Source organism: Agrobacterium sp. CG674 (assembly GCF_053521645.1).
Genome location: NZ_JBNWDZ010000001.1, coordinates 750,867 through 764,446, shown reverse-complemented (window position 1 = coordinate 764,446; position 13,580 = coordinate 750,867). Strand labels below are relative to the sequence as shown.

Below are 13,580 nucleotides of genomic sequence, written 5' to 3'. Positions count from 1 at the left end.
TCGCTGACGATGGGTTTTCGCACCCTCTTCAGAACGTCAGCGTGCGGCTTTCTTCGCGGCCAAAACCCCTGATATCGATGCGATCCCCGTAGACATCGGCAATGGCGAAGGTGTTTTCGTCAGGCGTATCCACCATGCCCTTGAAATTCAGGAAATGCGTGTGGCCGAGGCTGGCATAATTGCCGACGTGATTGTGACCGCAGAACCATGCCTTTGCACTTGGGTGCGCCGCGAGCAGCACCAGAATATCAGGCGCATCCCACATATTATGGGCATTTTGCGGGTAGAGCGGATAATGGCAGAAGAGGATTGCTGTCTCACCGGCAGCATCCGCCGCCGCAAGCGTCTGTCCCAGCCAAGCCAGTTGTGTGTCGCTGAACGAGCCGTTCCAGTCATGGGCGTTGATGGCACCGGCCTGTTTCAAGCCTTCCAGCCGTTGCGCTGCGAGATCGCGGCGGGCATCCCCTAGTGGTGGGGCGAATGTGCTGACATCGCTGCCATCCAGCACCACGAAGCGAACATAACCAACCACGAAATCATACCATGGCGACGACATTCCGAGCCGCTCATGCACCTGCGCCAGATATTCCGGCGCGACCGCGAAGTCATGATTTCCCGGCAACAACACGGAGCGGTGCCTGAGCTTGCCATAGGGCGCGAGGATGGCGTCGAAATTCTCCCAGCCGCGATCGATGATATCGCCGAGCGTGACGACGAAGGCGAGATCATGGGCGTTGAAGACCTCGATGGCCTGTGAAAGCTTGGCCGGGCTCTCGGCATAATAGCGGCCCATTTCCGGGCGCGGCGGGATATCGGCATATTGCGGATCGGCGACGATGCCGAAGGAGAAGAGCGGTGCGGTTTTGTCTGTCATGATGCCCCCGCATAGGCCGGGGCAATGACACCCATATGACAAAACGAAAACACCCGGCGCAAGGCCGGGTGTCTGTTTTTAGGTATGTCTCAAGTCTTACTTGGAAGCAGCTTCGAAGCGCTCCAGAACGTAATCCCAGTTGATGAGATTATCGACGAAAGCTTCGAGGTACTTCGGACGCAGGTTCTTGTAATCGACATAGTAGGAGTGTTCCCACACGTCGACGCCGAGAATAGGCTCTGCGCCGTGAACCAGCGGGTTTTCGCCGTTTGGAGTCTTGGAAATTTCAAGCTTGCCGTTCTTGACAGACAGCCATGCCCAGCCGGAGCCGAACTGCGTGGTGCCAGCGGCAATGAAATCTGCCTTGAACTTGTCGTAGCCGCCGAGATCAGACGTGATTGCCTGCTCCAGCTTGCCTGGCAGCTTGTTGCCGCCGCCATCCTTCTTCATCCACTTCCAGAAATGGACGTGGTTGTAATGCTGGGCAGCGTTGTTGAACAGGCCAGCATGCGTGCCGAAGGACTTCTTGACCACTTCTTCCAGCGAAAGATCTGCGAGACCGGCTTCAGCCGCGAGCTTGTTGCCGTTATCCACATAAGCCTTGTGGTGCTTGTCGTGGTGCAGCTCAAGTGTTTCGCGAGACATATAAGGCGAAAGCGCATCGTAATCGTAAGGCAGTGCGGGAAGTTCGAAGGCCATGGTGTTACTCCTTGTTGCAGCGGCGTGACCGCTCCTAGAAACCTGGTGCGCGGACCATAGGAGCGGACGCCCCGAGAGGCAACCTGCGAAATATCAAAATGTTCCGGTAACGGAGAAAATTCCTCTCATCGCCATGGCTTCACACCCCCCGTGCCGGACCTTGCGTACCGTTTGAGGAAAATCCGTTCGGCGGACCTGCGCCTCACACCGCTGGCTTGAAACGCGGGGTCGTATCAGCCTCGCCCAGCGGGCGCTGCATGAGCACGATGTCCAGCCAGCGACCGTGTTTCCAGCCAACCGATTTCAGCGTGCCGACCATATCGAACCCTGCGGCGCGATGAACGCCGATGGAGGCGGCATTGTCCGAATCGCCCACCACGGCAACCATCTGGCGGAAGCCACGGGCTGTCGCGTCTTCGATCAGGGCCAAAAGCAGCGCCTTGCCAATGCCGAGGCCCTTGCGCTCCGGATCGACATAGATGGAATCCTCAACTGTCGCGCCATAGGCTGGGCGAGCCCGGTGCAGGCCCGCATAGGCATAGCCCGCAACCGCGCCCTCCACTTCCGCCACCAGATAAGGAAAGCCGCCGGTGACCAAAGCCTGTCGGCGCTCGCGCATCGTCTCCAATGATGGCGGCTCGATTTCGAAACTGGCGGTGCCGTGCAGCACGGCGTGGCGGTAAATCTCGGTAATGGTGACCAGATCACCCTCTTCGCCGGGGCGGATGGTGACGGTGGGTTTAAGCTGCGATGGCATGACAGGTCCTGAAAATCGATTATGGAATGTGCACAGTTCGTAAGCGCCTAAAAATTGTTATTTCGAGTCCTATCCGCCGGTCAACAGCTTGATGGCGATGAGCCACATGGTCAGCGCGATGACGCCTTCCAGAATGCGCCATGCTCTTGGGTTGGCAAAGAGCGGACGCAGCCAGCGCGCACCGAAGCCAAGCGTTGAAAAGAACACGAATGAGGCGGTGACGGCACCCGCCCCGAAGGATGCTTTCGCGCCCGGAAACTGGATGGATATGCTGCCGAGCAAGACAACCGTATCGAGATAGACATGCGGGTTGAGCCATGTCAGCGCAAGGCAGGTGACGAGTGTGGGCGCTAGCGGCGTGACCTTGCCGGATGCGGCGATGAGAACACTGGACGCACCCAGCGCCGATTGCAGGTTCTTTGCGCCGTACCAGAACAGAAAGGCGGCACCGGCATAGCGCATGGCGGGTTCCAGCCCCGGCATCACAGCTGCAATCTGGCCGAAAGCCGCAACGCCCACAGTGACCAGAATGGCCTCCGATATGGCGCAGGTGGCGACCACGGCCAGTACGTGCTCTCCGCGCAGCCCCTGCCGCAACACGAAAGCGTTTTGCGCACCGATGGCGACAATCAAAGTCAGCCCCATCGTAAAGCCCGTCAGATATGTCGAAAAATCCATTGTCCTGTCCCCGTTCGGCGCTTGGATAGTCGTAGCTTCTGAATTAATCTAATTAATGTTTCTAATCGTGATTAAGTCAGGCTAATTTCATGCTCGATTATGCGGCGTTTCGCGCAGTGGCCATGGTGGTGCAGACCGGCAGCTTCGAAAAAGCGGCGCTGGCGCTGCGCGTCACCCCCTCGGCCATCTCCCAAAGGGTCAAGCAGCTGGAGGAACGGCTTGGCGCGGTTCTCATCCTGCGCGGCCAACCCTGCACGGCAACTGAAAAAGGCGAATGGGTCTGCCGCCACATGGAGCATGTGGGCATGCTGGAGATGGAGCTTTTCGACCAGCTTCCGGCCCTCATTGCGCCGGATGAGCCGGGCCAGCGCGTGACGCTGCACATAGCCACCAATGCCGACAGCCTTGGCACATGGTTTGTGAATGCGATCTCGGGCTTTGCCACCGATTCGAATTACCTGCTGAATATCGCCGTTGATGATCAGGACCACACCGCAGACTGGCTACAACGCGGCCGGGTGCTGGCGGCGGTGACCAGCCTGGAGAAGCCGGTGCAGGGATGCCGCGTGGTGCCTCTCGGCGCTCTGCGCTACCACGCCACCGCAAGTCCAGATTTCATGAAAAGGTATTTTGACGGTGGCGTGACGAAAGCCCGTTTATCGGAAGCGCCTGCACTCACCTTCAGCCAGAAAGACCGGCTGCAACTGACATGGGTCGCGCAACAGTTCGGCGCTGACCTCGTCTACCCCACCCACTGGCTACCCTCCACGCAAGCCTTTGTGGATGCAGCACTTCTGGGCATGGGGTGGGGCATGAACCCGCATCTTCTGGTGAAAGATCATCTCGCATCCGGCAGGCTGGTGGAACTGGTGCCCGAAACGCCGCTGGATATTCCGCTCTACTGGCAGGTCAACCGGCTGGCAGCGGACCAGTTGAAGCCTTTGACACAAGCCATCATGGATGGAGCGCGAAGGGTTCTGGTGCAGTAAACGGGAGAGCGAGGGGATTAGCCCCTCGCCCTGATAGTCACGGTTTACTCGGAGTGCGCACCCAGATCTGCCGCCCATTCCATATAGAGATCCAGCGCCTTGCGCGTGACCGGTCCGGGCTGCAATTCACGCTCATCGAGCTTCGTCACCGGTGACACCTTGGAATAGTTGCCGGAGCAGAAGATTTCGTCTGCCTCGCGGAAATCCTGCACGGAGAGCGTTGCTTCGCGCACCTCGAAACCGGCTTGGCGCAGAAGGCTCATGACGCGGGTGCGGGTAATGCCGGCAAGGAAGGTGCGGTTCGGAACGGGCGTGCAGACCACGCCGTCCTTGACCATGAAGACATTGGCCGAGGACGTTTCGGCAACATTGCCGTTCATATCCAGCATCAACGCGCCGCTGAAACCACGCGAACGGGCTTCGAGAATAGCGCGGCCGCTATTGGGATAAAGGCTGCCAGCCTTTGCATCCGTCATGGCCGTTTCCGGCGATGGGCGGCGGAAGGACGACACGGTCAGTGTAACCGGTGCGCCCGCATCCATCGGTGCTTCGAACAGGCACAGCGCAAAGCGCGTGGATGACGCATCCGGTGCCACGATGCTGCCGGGCATGCCGTGTTCGGCCCAATACATCGGTTTGATGTAGATGGCGACATTGCCATCGAATTTCGCAACGCCTTCCAAGGCGAGTGCGGCAATCTCTTCCGGCGTAAAGGTCGGCTTCATGCCCATGCTGACGGCAGAGCGGTTGACGCGCTGGCAGTGCAGGTCAAGATCCGGTGCCAGACCGTTGAACCAGCGCGCACCATCAAACACCGTCGATGCAAGCCACATGGCATGCGATGTCGGTCCGATCAAAGGAGGGTTGCCGGGAAGCCATTGACCATCGACATAGGTCCAGGTGGGGGAACGGGGCGATGTATCGACGGACATGATGTTCTCCTTATGCAATGGCGGGAATGAATGCCTCTCGACCTTTTGCGTCAAGATTAAAAACGGTCGATTTGGGATTTTGATGGAAAGTTACAGAAAACCAGTCTCGTAGAGGGTTTTTATTGCGCGACGTGCAAACTGCATCGATCAACCCATCAGATTTTGTGATGAAAAGCGTCTGACCTGCGACTTGGGCGACGTCTGCTGCGCCTTCCAAGGCTGTTCGTCTTTACCGTGAAGAAATAGCTACTCTGAATTTATATAAGCTAAATTTCGTATGCTTTACTTAAGTAATTGACGTTAAATATTCACGATATATTATTTATATCCAGCAACGTGTTTTCAATTCCGCCCATCTATTCTTGCCACGATTATAGAGCGAGAGGGTAGAACGTGCGTAATTTCTGGCACGACAAGGCAGGTAATTTCGGTATTCTGACGGCGCTTTTGGCTGTTCCCATGTTTGGAGCGGCAGGCGTTGCGCTGGATATCAGCCAGGCAATGGTGGTGAAGCAAGATTTGCAGAACGCAGCCGATGCGGCGGCGCTCGCAGCAGTGGCGAAATCCTCGAAGGAAGTCGAGGCCGCCCGCAAGATGAAGGGCGATGGTAAAATCGTCATTCCCAATGGTGAGGCGCTGAGCTTTTTCGAAGCTGATGCCGTTGGCCGCGACGATTTTCAGGTCGAGAGCGTGGACGTCGTCGTTGAGAAAGTCGGCAATGTCGTGCAATCCCGCGTGAGCTTTGAAGCTACCGTCCAGACATCGCTCGCACGCATTCTTGGCAAGACATTCATGACCGTGGGAGGCAAGGCAACAGCAAAATACGAGACTGAAACCTACAGCGATTTCTATCTGCTGCTGGACAACACGCCTTCCATGGGCGTTGGCGCGACGCCCGCAGATGTGAAGAAGATGGTGGACAATACCAAGGACAAATGCGCCTTTGCCTGTCACGTGGTCAGCATAGACGGCGTCGATGACCAGAACAGCTATTACCACCTTGCCAAGAAACTCGGCGTGACCACGCGCATCAATGTGGTGGCACAGGCCACCGCCGCGCTGATGGACACGGCGACATCACTGCGCAAGACCAGCGATCAATACCGCATGGCAGTCTATACATTCGGCGAGAAGGCGCAGGATGCCGAGCTGACAGAGGTCGTGCCCCTCACGACCAATCTGGCAAATGCCAAAAAGAAAGCCGCGACCATTGACCTGATGTCTGCGCTTTCCAAGAAAAATGCCGAAAGCCAGTTGACGGACTTCGACAAGACGCTGACCGCGCTTGGCACCAAGATGGGAACTGTCGGTAATGGAACAAGCTCTGCCTCGCCGGACAAGGTGGTGTTCTTCGTATCCGACGGCGTGGGTGACAGCAACAAGCCGACCAGCTGCACCAAGAAGGTCAATAATGGGCGCTGCCAAGAGCCAATCGACACGCGTTTCTGCACGGCGTTGAAGGAAAAGGGTTACAGAATCGCGGTGCTCTACACCACCTATCTGCCCCTGCCGGAGGATGACTGGTACAACACCTGGATCAATCCTTTCCAGTCGCAGATCAGCACCCGTATGGAAGAATGCGCAACGCCCGGCCTCTATTTCGAAGTGAGCCCGACGGAGGGCATCAGCGACGCCATGGCCGCCCTTTTCAAGCGGATCATTACCTCCCCGCGCCTCACGAGTTGAGTTGAAAACTCTCCGGTTGGGACCCTGTGAAAGGGTGCCAACCGGCAGATAACGGCTTTAAACCAGCCACGCTGCTTGAACCAAATCTCATCCGCCCCACTTATTCCCATGCCATTCCCGCCCTGCGTCTTGCAGGGCAGAATTCACACGGGAGAAATTTCATGCACACAGTAACCGCCAATGGCGCCCATATTCCAGCGCTCGGCTTCGGTACCTTCCGTATGCCGGATGAAGATGTCCAACTCATTCTTCCCCAGGCATTGAAGCTGGGCTTCCGCCATGTCGATACTGCCCAGATCTACAAGAACGAGGCGTCGGTTGGTGATGTCATCTCCAAGTCCGGTATTGCCCGCGGCGATATTTTCCTGACGACAAAGGTCTGGGTCGATCAGTACCGCCACGATGATTTCATCAAATCCGTGGATGAAAGCCTAACGAAGCTCAAGACTGATTATGTCGACCTTCTGCTCCTGCACTGGCCAAAGAGCGATGTGCCGCTGGCCGAGCGCATCGGCGCGCTGAACGAGGTTCACAAGGCCGGAAAGGTTCGCAATATCGGCATTTCCAATTTCAATGTCGCGCTGATGGATGAGGCCGTCGAACTGTCTGACGCGCCCATTGCCAACAACCAGATCGAGTATCACCCGTATCTCGACCAGACGAAGGTCATCGAAGCCGCCCGCAAACATGGCATTTCCATCACCGCCTATTATCTGATGGCGGATGGCAAGGTGCCCGGCGATGCCGTTCTGAAGGATATCGGCGCGAAACACGGCAAGACCGCCGCTCAGGTGGCACTGCGCTGGGCCGTGCAGCAGCCTGATCTCATCGCGCTTTCCAAGACGGCGACCGAAAGCCGCTTGCAGGAAAACTACGATATCTTCGATTTCGAACTTTCAAGCGACGAGATGCAGGCTGTCTTTGCACTGGCAAAGGCGGATGGCCGCATCGTCAATCCCGGCCATCTGGCGCCGGAGTGGGACAAGTAGGCTTTAGCCAAATTCGGAAGCGAGGGCTGGGACAACGTACCCAGCCCTCTTCCTTTTAAGAATGCAGGCCGTTCACCATTGCGAACACCTGATCGATGTTGCCGTTCTGTGCGGCAAAACGAAGTGGCTTGCATTGCTCGACAACCACTTCCGTCGCATCCGGCTGGTTGGTTAGAATATCCATCACCTCGGAAATATAGGCGTCCAGCGGCATGGCGCGTTCGTCGGTTGCCTGATGCTCGCCTTGCAGTGTCGTCTGCACATATGGCGGCACGATCTCGATGACATCAACGGAAGTGTCTTTCAACTGCCCGCGGATGGCCATGGAATAAGCGTGAATGGCGGATTTCGTGGCGCTATAGGTGGGTGTCGCCACCATGGGCACGAAGGCAAGACCGGATGATACCGTCAGCACCGCTGCACGCGGTTGCTTCAGGAAATGCGAAAGCAATGCTGCCGTGAGGCGGATCGGTGCCAGCAGGTTGGTGGTGATCGTTTCCTCGGCAACGTCGAGATAATCAGGCGCTGCGGTAATGTCCTCATTCTTCATGATGCCGGCGTTGTTGATGACCGCATTGAGGTTGGGGTGGTCAGCAATGAGCTTATCGGCAAAGGCGCGAATGCCAGCCGCATCGCCCGCATCCATGGTGGCCCATGCCATGCCCGGGTTGGCAGCAGCCACCTCCTGCAAGACCTCGGCGCGACGGCCTGAGATGATGACCTGGTTTCCCAGCGCGTGAAATGCCTGCGCCAGCGCCCGGCCAATGCCGGTGCCGCCGCCCGTGATGAGGATCGTGTTGCCTGTAACTTGCATGGGAGTATCCTTCCTTGTTGCTGGTGCAAAGAGTAGGTAGAAGGCTTTCTCAAAGACAGTAGGCACCTGAAAGATTTATACGCACCCTAAGGAGAGCGTCGGCATGAAAAGGCATATGGCCGATGAAGCCATCGAAGAGCGGCTCAAAGACCCTCCGCCCGAGACGTTCGATCCCGTGATCGAGGCGCTGGTGCGCGACATTATCGCCAAGGTGGCCGACAAGTGGACGATGCTCATTATGGAAGTGCTGGAAGAGCGTGGCACCTTGCGCTTCACGCAAATCGGCCACCATGTGGACGGCATCAGCCAGAAGATGCTGACCAAGACCCTTAGACAGATGGAGTGCGACGGGCTTGTGCGCCGCGTCGTCCACCCCGTTATTCCACCGCATGTGGATTACAGTCTAACGGCACTGGGCACGAGCCTCGGCAGCGCGTTTTGCGGCGTTTGGGTCTGGGCGGAACAGAACCATGCCGACGTAGAAAGGGCGCGAAAAGCTTTCTTTGAACGCCCTCCACGCCCGGCAATCTAGAGCGTTTCAATCAGGCAAACTGGCTGAGGCCCGGAACAGATGCAATAACCTGATCCACGGTTTCATCGCCTGCGTGCTGGCGGGCAATGGCGATGGTTTCCTTCGCCAGCGCCGAAATCTCGCCCATGCCGAGGCCTTGGCTCATCAGCTGCTGACCGAGACCCATGATGCCGCCGCCGCCAATGGCGCTCATCAGGCCGCCCAGCAAACCGCCGCCGCCCTTGCCTTCGCCATTGAAGCGGGCCACGAGATCAGGCGCGCCGGGAATGGCTTCGATCATCCGTGCAACAGGTGCATCGTCAGCTTCGCGCTGAAGGAAGCCCAGCATCATGCCAAGTGCTTTTTCGGCCTTGTCATGTTCGATACCAACTTTGTCGGCAACCTGGGTTACGATTTCGCTCATAGTGTTCCTCCGGAAACGAATAAATGACGTTAACGTCAACGTAAAACAACTGACGTTTGGGCACAAGGCTGGAAATGAAGGCGGGGCCAAGTTTGCCATCGCTTCCACAAGCTTATCAAACAGTTGTTGAGCCCGCAGCCAGTTCATATAAGAATATTGCAAAGATTGGATAAAGGGCACCCATGCCCTGATAACGGGAGGAATATGCCTGATGTTGCAGGATGGAAAGCTCTACATCGGCACCAGCCGGAACGCCGATGACAGCCTGAACAAGGGCGAATATCTGGACTTACGATTCGGCAACCGCCACGGCCTCATCACCGGCGCAACCGGCACCGGCAAGACCGTGTCCCTGCAGGTTCTGGCAGAAGGCTTTGCCAAGGCTGGCGTTCCGGTTTTCTGCGCCGATGTGAAGGGCGATCTGTCCGGCATTGCGGCGAAAGGCGAAGCCAAGGAATGGGTGACGAAGCGCGCCGAGCAGATCGGCTTTAGCGACCTTACCTTCGAGCAATTCCCCGTCATCTTCTGGGATCTCTATGGCGAAAAAGGCCACCGCGTGCGCACCACCATTGCCGAAATGGGGCCGCTATTGCTGGCACGCCTCATGGATGCTTCGGAAGCCCAGGAAGGTGTGCTGAACATCGCTTTCAAGATCGCCGATCAGGGCGGCCTGCCGCTCTTGGATCTCAAGGATTTACAGGCATTGCTCAACTATATGGGTGAGCATGCGACAGAGCTTTCCAACCAGTTCGGGCTGGTTTCCAAATCCTCCGTAGGCTCGCTTCAGCGTGGCTTACTGGTGCTGGAACAGCAGGGTGCCGAGCACTTCTTCGGCGAACCGGCGCTGAAGATTTCCGATATCATGCGCACCACATCCGACGGGCGCGGCACGATTTCCGTTCTTGCAGCCGACAAGCTGATGATGAACCCGCGCCTCTACGGCACATTCCTGCTCTGGATGCTGTCTGAACTCTTTGAGGAGCTGCCGGAAGTGGGCGATCCGACCAAGCCGAAGCTGGTCTTCTTCTTCGATGAAGCGCATCTTCTGTTCAACGATGCGCCCCGCGTCCTGGTGGAGCGCGTGGAACAGGTCGTGCGCCTGATCCGCTCCAAGGGTGTCGGCGTTTATTTCGTCACGCAGAACCCGCTGGACGTGCCGGAAACGGTGCTGGCCCAGCTTGGCAACCGTGTTCAGCACGCGCTGCGGGCCTATACGCCGCGCGAGCAGAAGGCCGTGAAGACGGCTGCCGATACATTCCGCCAGAACCCGGCCTTCAGCACGGCAGATGCCATCACCACGCTCGGCACCGGCGAGGCGCTTGTTTCCACGCTGGGCGACAAGGGTGCGCCGTCCATCGTGGAGCGCACGCTGGTGCGTCCACCATCAGGCCGTGTCGGCCCCGTAACGGATGACGAGCGCCGCACTATCATGAGCACGAGCCCGGTTGCGGGTCTCTATGACGAAGATCTGGACCGCGAGTCGGCCTTCGAGCTGCTGGCCGCACGCGCCCAGAAGGCAGCCGAGGCGGAAGCCGCCAAACGCGCTGCCGAAGAAGAAGCCAACCAACCGGCAGACAGCGCTGCCGGTCGCTGGAAACTGCCCGGCTTTGGCGATGAAGAGCCAACACAGGCCTCCACGTCAGGTGTCAAACGCAAGGCTGGCGGCTACCAGCGGGAAACGGTTATCGAAGCGGCCATGAAGAGTGCCGCCCGCACGGTTGCAAGCTCTGTCGGACGTGCCTTGGTGCGCGGTCTTCTGGGCAGCTTGCGGCGGTAAGATCAGACCCGCAGACATATGCATGACCACACGAAAAAGGGCTGACCTTTCGGCCAGCCCTTCCACTATCGCTTGATGACGGGGGACGCGATCAGGCGACAGAAACTGGAACCTCAGTGGAGGTCCGCATGGCGTGGGAGTAAGGGCAAACGATGTGCGCCTTCTTCACCAGGTCTTCAGCCGTGTCCTTGTCGAGGCCGGGAATGTTGACCTGCAGCGACACTTCGATGCCGAAGCCGGTGCCGTCTTCGCGTGGGCCGATGCCGACCGTTGCTGTGACGCTTGTGTCTTCTGGAATCTTGACCTTTTCCTTGCCAGCCACGTTCTTCAACGCGCCGAGGAAGCAGGCGGAGTAGCCGGCAGCAAAGAGCTGCTCAGGGTTGGTTCCGGTTGCGCCATCGCCACCCAGCTCCTTGGGAACGGTCAGCGTAACGTCCAGAACGCCATCCTCAGACTTTGCATTGCCAGCGCGGCCGCCTGTTGCTGATGCTTTTGTTGTGTAGAGAATTGCCATGTCACTGCTCCTTGGTGTGAATGTTGAAGATTACATATACCACAATTTAATTGTGCGCAATATAATTTTGCACATTGAGGATTTTTTCTGTTTCTGCGATAGGTGATGCGGAGATTGCGTTGCGATGTGCATGGTGCAGGAACCGAGTGACGGGATAAATTGTTCCCTACGCAGCCGCATTTTGGAGCCCTGATATGAATGATGGAACGATGGAAGGCCTTTTGAGGCTCGACATGCAAATATGTTTTGCGCTGTATGGCGCGTCCCATGCATTCAATCGGGCTTATAAGCCCCTGCTCGAGCCTCTGGGGCTCACCTATCCGCAATATCTGGTTCTAATGGCGCTCTGGGAAAAAGAGACCGCAACAGTGAAGGTGCTGGGCGAAATGCTGGGACTGGACTCCGGCACACTCTCTCCCCTGCTCAAGCGGCTGGAACAGGCTGGCCTGATTACGCGCAAACGCGGCACGGTGGATGAACGGCAGGTGATGATTGCGCTGACGCCTGAAGGCATGGAGATGAAAACCAGGGCAGCCGACGTGATGCGCGCCATTGGCGAGGCAACCGGGTGTAGCCTGGACGAGTTGGGGGAGATCAGGGATCGTTTGAATGCGCTGAAGGATAGCCTTGAGAATCCCGGCGGATCCTCGTAACTCTTAACAGGCAACTTGCATCAGTGGCCATCCCCAACGAGAGTACTATTGGCCTCGCGTACCATCTTAGGTACCAAAAAGATGTCTACGAAATACCAAACGAGAGCGGCGTAAAACAGCGCTTCAGTGACAAGATTTCTGCTCGCGAAAAATGGCAACAGAAAAACTGTCACGCCCAGCGCGAGTTGCAATTTTGCCGATCTCTTATAGCCGAGATAGAAGCGGTGGAATCCTAGCAATCCGCCGCCGCCCATTAAAAGAAGAAGATAGGCAACCCATGTGATCTTGCGGTCGGGAAGCTTCGTCCAATACGGCTCTTGATTGGAACTGGTAGCAGCGCTTCGGGAAATTTTTGGCACATTGACCAATGATGCATTCTCCAGACGTGTTCGCAGGAGCAATTATCGTGCCGAAAAAGAAAATATCAATCAAAAATTGAATTAAAGGCCGTCTTTGCAAGAAAAAAGCCCAGACAGTTGATGTTTTGTCTGGGCTTCTTTTGTCCTCGTATGATCGCCTTACTGCCAAACCACCACGCGCGCCTTGTTCGGTACGCGGTCGTAGAGGTCGATGACGTCCTGGTTCATGAGGCGCACGCAGCCAGATGATACGGCTTTGCCGATGGAGCTCCATTCGGGAGAGCCGTGCAGGCGGTACAGCGTGTCCTTGCCGTTCTGGAAGATGTAAAGCGCGCGGGCGCCGAGAGGGTTTTTGAGGCCCGGTGGCATGCCGCCATTTCTGGCGGAGAATTTGACCAGCTCTGGCTGACGGGCAACCATCTCGTCTGGCGGCGTCCATTTTGGCCACTTCTGACGCCACTGGATGACGCCCTCGCCCGACCAGGCGAAGCCTTCACGGCCAATGCCGACGCCGTAGCGCATGGCGGAACCGCCGGGCTCGACGACGTAGAGGAAGCGCGAACGCGTATCGACAACCACGGTGCCGGCTGGCTCGCCGGTTGGATCGACAACGCGCTGGCGATAATAGCGACGGTCGATATTCTGGTAGGGAATGGCAGGGATGACATAGCCGCCATCTTCCACCGTGCCGTACATGACGGCCAGTTCGGAATCGGACATGCCGCCTGCAAACATCGAGCGGAAATCGCCCGCAATGCTGCCTGCAAGGCTACCGGGCTCGGCACCGTTTGAAGGCCTAAAGCCTGACGACGCGCAACCTGCCAGAAGCGATGCGGAGGAAAGGCCAAGGAGGGAAAGGAAGGTACGTCTGGAAAAGTCTGTGTCGGTGCTCATCATAAGGCCGTTTTTCTCACATCGAAGCGA

16 protein-coding genes are annotated in these 13,580 nt (G+C 57.4%); 6 read left to right on the top strand and 10 right to left on the bottom strand.

Going from position 1 to position 13,580, the window contains the following annotated elements; genetic code table 11:
• Positions 1-28: 28 nt before the first annotated feature.
• From ACQZ51_RS03645 to ACQZ51_RS03630, 4 genes are all read right to left on the bottom strand, one after another.
• A complete protein-coding gene (locus ACQZ51_RS03645) occupies positions 29-874 on the bottom strand; it encodes a metallophosphoesterase (protein WP_448775238.1) in 846 nt (281 codons plus the stop codon).
• A 96-nt stretch (positions 875-970) separates the two neighbouring features.
• Positions 971-1,573 (bottom strand): superoxide dismutase, encoded by a 603-nt coding sequence (locus ACQZ51_RS03640; protein ID WP_042618259.1) that lies wholly within the window; start codon positions 1,571-1,573, stop codon positions 971-973.
• A gap of 202 nt (positions 1,574-1,775) precedes the next feature.
• A complete protein-coding gene (locus tag ACQZ51_RS03635) occupies positions 1,776-2,330 on the bottom strand; it encodes an N-acetyltransferase family protein (protein ID WP_448775236.1) in 555 nt (184 codons plus the stop codon).
• Between the two features lie 69 nt (positions 2,331-2,399).
• Positions 2,400-3,008 (bottom strand): LysE/ArgO family amino acid transporter, encoded by a 609-nt coding sequence (locus ACQZ51_RS03630; RefSeq protein WP_448775234.1) that lies wholly within the window; start codon positions 3,006-3,008, stop codon positions 2,400-2,402.
• Between the two features lie 89 nt (positions 3,009-3,097).
• On the opposite strand from ACQZ51_RS03630, the gene ACQZ51_RS03625 reads away from it, so the two are divergent.
• Positions 3,098-3,997, top strand: a complete 900-nt coding sequence (locus ACQZ51_RS03625) for a LysR family transcriptional regulator ArgP (RefSeq protein ID WP_448775232.1) — start codon at positions 3,098-3,100, stop codon at positions 3,995-3,997.
• 44 nt (positions 3,998-4,041) lie between these two features.
• Here the strand turns inward: ACQZ51_RS03625 and ACQZ51_RS03620 are convergent, their stop codons facing one another.
• Positions 4,042-4,929, bottom strand: a complete 888-nt coding sequence (locus ACQZ51_RS03620) for a branched-chain amino acid aminotransferase (RefSeq protein WP_448775231.1) — start codon at positions 4,927-4,929, stop codon at positions 4,042-4,044.
• 393 nt (positions 4,930-5,322) lie between these two features.
• Here ACQZ51_RS03620 and ACQZ51_RS03615 point away from each other — a divergent pair, with 393 nt between their 5' ends.
• Both ACQZ51_RS03615 and ACQZ51_RS03610 read left to right on the top strand, forming a co-directional pair.
• A complete protein-coding gene (locus ACQZ51_RS03615) occupies positions 5,323-6,615 on the top strand; it encodes a TadE/TadG family type IV pilus assembly protein (protein WP_448775230.1) in 1,293 nt (430 codons plus the stop codon).
• A gap of 161 nt (positions 6,616-6,776) precedes the next feature.
• Complete coding sequence (locus ACQZ51_RS03610) at positions 6,777-7,604, top strand: aldo/keto reductase (protein ID WP_448775229.1); 828 nt, start codon at positions 6,777-6,779, stop codon at positions 7,602-7,604.
• Between the two features lie 55 nt (positions 7,605-7,659).
• On the opposite strand, the gene ACQZ51_RS03605 is transcribed toward ACQZ51_RS03610, so the two are convergent.
• Positions 7,660-8,418: an SDR family oxidoreductase gene (locus ACQZ51_RS03605; RefSeq protein ID WP_448775227.1), complete on the bottom strand. Its 759-nt coding sequence runs from the start codon at positions 8,416-8,418 to the stop codon at positions 7,660-7,662.
• Between the two features lie 103 nt (positions 8,419-8,521).
• On the opposite strand from ACQZ51_RS03605, the gene ACQZ51_RS03600 reads away from it, so the two are divergent.
• Positions 8,522-8,950, top strand: coding sequence for a winged helix-turn-helix transcriptional regulator (locus tag ACQZ51_RS03600; RefSeq protein ID WP_448775226.1), 429 nt, complete (start codon positions 8,522-8,524; stop codon positions 8,948-8,950).
• A gap of 10 nt (positions 8,951-8,960) precedes the next feature.
• On the opposite strand, the gene ACQZ51_RS03595 is transcribed toward ACQZ51_RS03600, so the two are convergent.
• A complete protein-coding gene (locus ACQZ51_RS03595) occupies positions 8,961-9,353 on the bottom strand; it encodes a DUF937 domain-containing protein (RefSeq protein ID WP_042618249.1) in 393 nt (130 codons plus the stop codon).
• Between the two features lie 211 nt (positions 9,354-9,564).
• Between ACQZ51_RS03595 and ACQZ51_RS03590 the strand changes: the two genes are divergently transcribed.
• Positions 9,565-11,130, top strand: coding sequence for a helicase HerA-like C-terminal domain-containing protein (locus ACQZ51_RS03590; RefSeq protein WP_448775224.1), 1,566 nt, complete (start codon positions 9,565-9,567; stop codon positions 11,128-11,130).
• A gap of 91 nt (positions 11,131-11,221) precedes the next feature.
• On the opposite strand, the gene ACQZ51_RS03585 is transcribed toward ACQZ51_RS03590, so the two are convergent.
• Complete coding sequence (locus ACQZ51_RS03585; RefSeq protein ID WP_042618244.1) at positions 11,222-11,644, bottom strand: organic hydroperoxide resistance protein; 423 nt, start codon at positions 11,642-11,644, stop codon at positions 11,222-11,224.
• 194 nt (positions 11,645-11,838) lie between these two features.
• Between ACQZ51_RS03585 and ACQZ51_RS03580 the strand changes: the two genes are divergently transcribed.
• Positions 11,839-12,297 (top strand): MarR family winged helix-turn-helix transcriptional regulator, encoded by a 459-nt coding sequence (locus ACQZ51_RS03580; protein WP_448775222.1) that lies wholly within the window; start codon positions 11,839-11,841, stop codon positions 12,295-12,297.
• 20 nt (positions 12,298-12,317) lie between these two features.
• Here the strand turns inward: ACQZ51_RS03580 and ACQZ51_RS03575 are convergent, their stop codons facing one another.
• Both ACQZ51_RS03575 and ACQZ51_RS03570 read right to left on the bottom strand, forming a co-directional pair.
• Positions 12,318-12,656, bottom strand: coding sequence for an NINE protein (locus tag ACQZ51_RS03575; protein ID WP_448775763.1), 339 nt, complete (start codon positions 12,654-12,656; stop codon positions 12,318-12,320).
• A gap of 159 nt (positions 12,657-12,815) precedes the next feature.
• Positions 12,816-13,553 carry a L,D-transpeptidase gene (locus ACQZ51_RS03570; RefSeq protein WP_448775220.1) on the bottom strand — a complete coding sequence of 246 codons (738 nt, stop codon included), beginning with the start codon at positions 13,551-13,553 and terminating at the stop codon, positions 12,816-12,818.
• Between the last annotated feature and the right edge of the window lie 27 nt (positions 13,554-13,580).

Excerpts from the sequence above, each read along its gene's own strand:
- ACQZ51_RS03630 (WP_448775234.1), bottom strand. The coding sequence starts at position 3,008 with ATGGATTTTTCGACATATCTGACGGGCTTTACGATGGGGCTGACTTTG.
- ACQZ51_RS03635 (WP_448775236.1), bottom strand. The coding sequence starts at position 2,330 with ATGCCATCGCAGCTTAAACCCACCGTCACCATCCGCCCCGGCGAAGAG.
- ACQZ51_RS03580 (WP_448775222.1), top strand. The coding sequence starts at position 11,839 with ATGAATGATGGAACGATGGAAGGCCTTTTGAGGCTCGACATGCAAATA.
- ACQZ51_RS03590 (WP_448775224.1), top strand. The coding sequence starts at position 9,565 with ATGTTGCAGGATGGAAAGCTCTACATCGGCACCAGCCGGAACGCCGAT.
- ACQZ51_RS03645 (WP_448775238.1), bottom strand. The coding sequence starts at position 874 with ATGACAGACAAAACCGCACCGCTCTTCTCCTTCGGCATCGTCGCCGAT.
- ACQZ51_RS03600 (WP_448775226.1), top strand. The coding sequence starts at position 8,522 with ATGAAAAGGCATATGGCCGATGAAGCCATCGAAGAGCGGCTCAAAGAC.
- ACQZ51_RS03625 (WP_448775232.1), top strand. The coding sequence starts at position 3,098 with ATGCTCGATTATGCGGCGTTTCGCGCAGTGGCCATGGTGGTGCAGACC.
- ACQZ51_RS03605 (WP_448775227.1), bottom strand. The coding sequence starts at position 8,418 with ATGCAAGTTACAGGCAACACGATCCTCATCACGGGCGGCGGCACCGGC.
- ACQZ51_RS03570 (WP_448775220.1), bottom strand. The coding sequence starts at position 13,553 with ATGATGAGCACCGACACAGACTTTTCCAGACGTACCTTCCTTTCCCTC.
- ACQZ51_RS03620 (WP_448775231.1), bottom strand. The coding sequence starts at position 4,929 with ATGTCCGTCGATACATCGCCCCGTTCCCCCACCTGGACCTATGTCGAT.
- ACQZ51_RS03640 (WP_042618259.1), bottom strand. The coding sequence starts at position 1,573 with ATGGCCTTCGAACTTCCCGCACTGCCTTACGATTACGATGCGCTTTCG.
- ACQZ51_RS03610 (WP_448775229.1), top strand. The coding sequence starts at position 6,777 with ATGCACACAGTAACCGCCAATGGCGCCCATATTCCAGCGCTCGGCTTC.
- ACQZ51_RS03595 (WP_042618249.1), bottom strand. The coding sequence starts at position 9,353 with ATGAGCGAAATCGTAACCCAGGTTGCCGACAAAGTTGGTATCGAACAT.
- ACQZ51_RS03585 (WP_042618244.1), bottom strand. The coding sequence starts at position 11,644 with ATGGCAATTCTCTACACAACAAAAGCATCAGCAACAGGCGGCCGCGCT.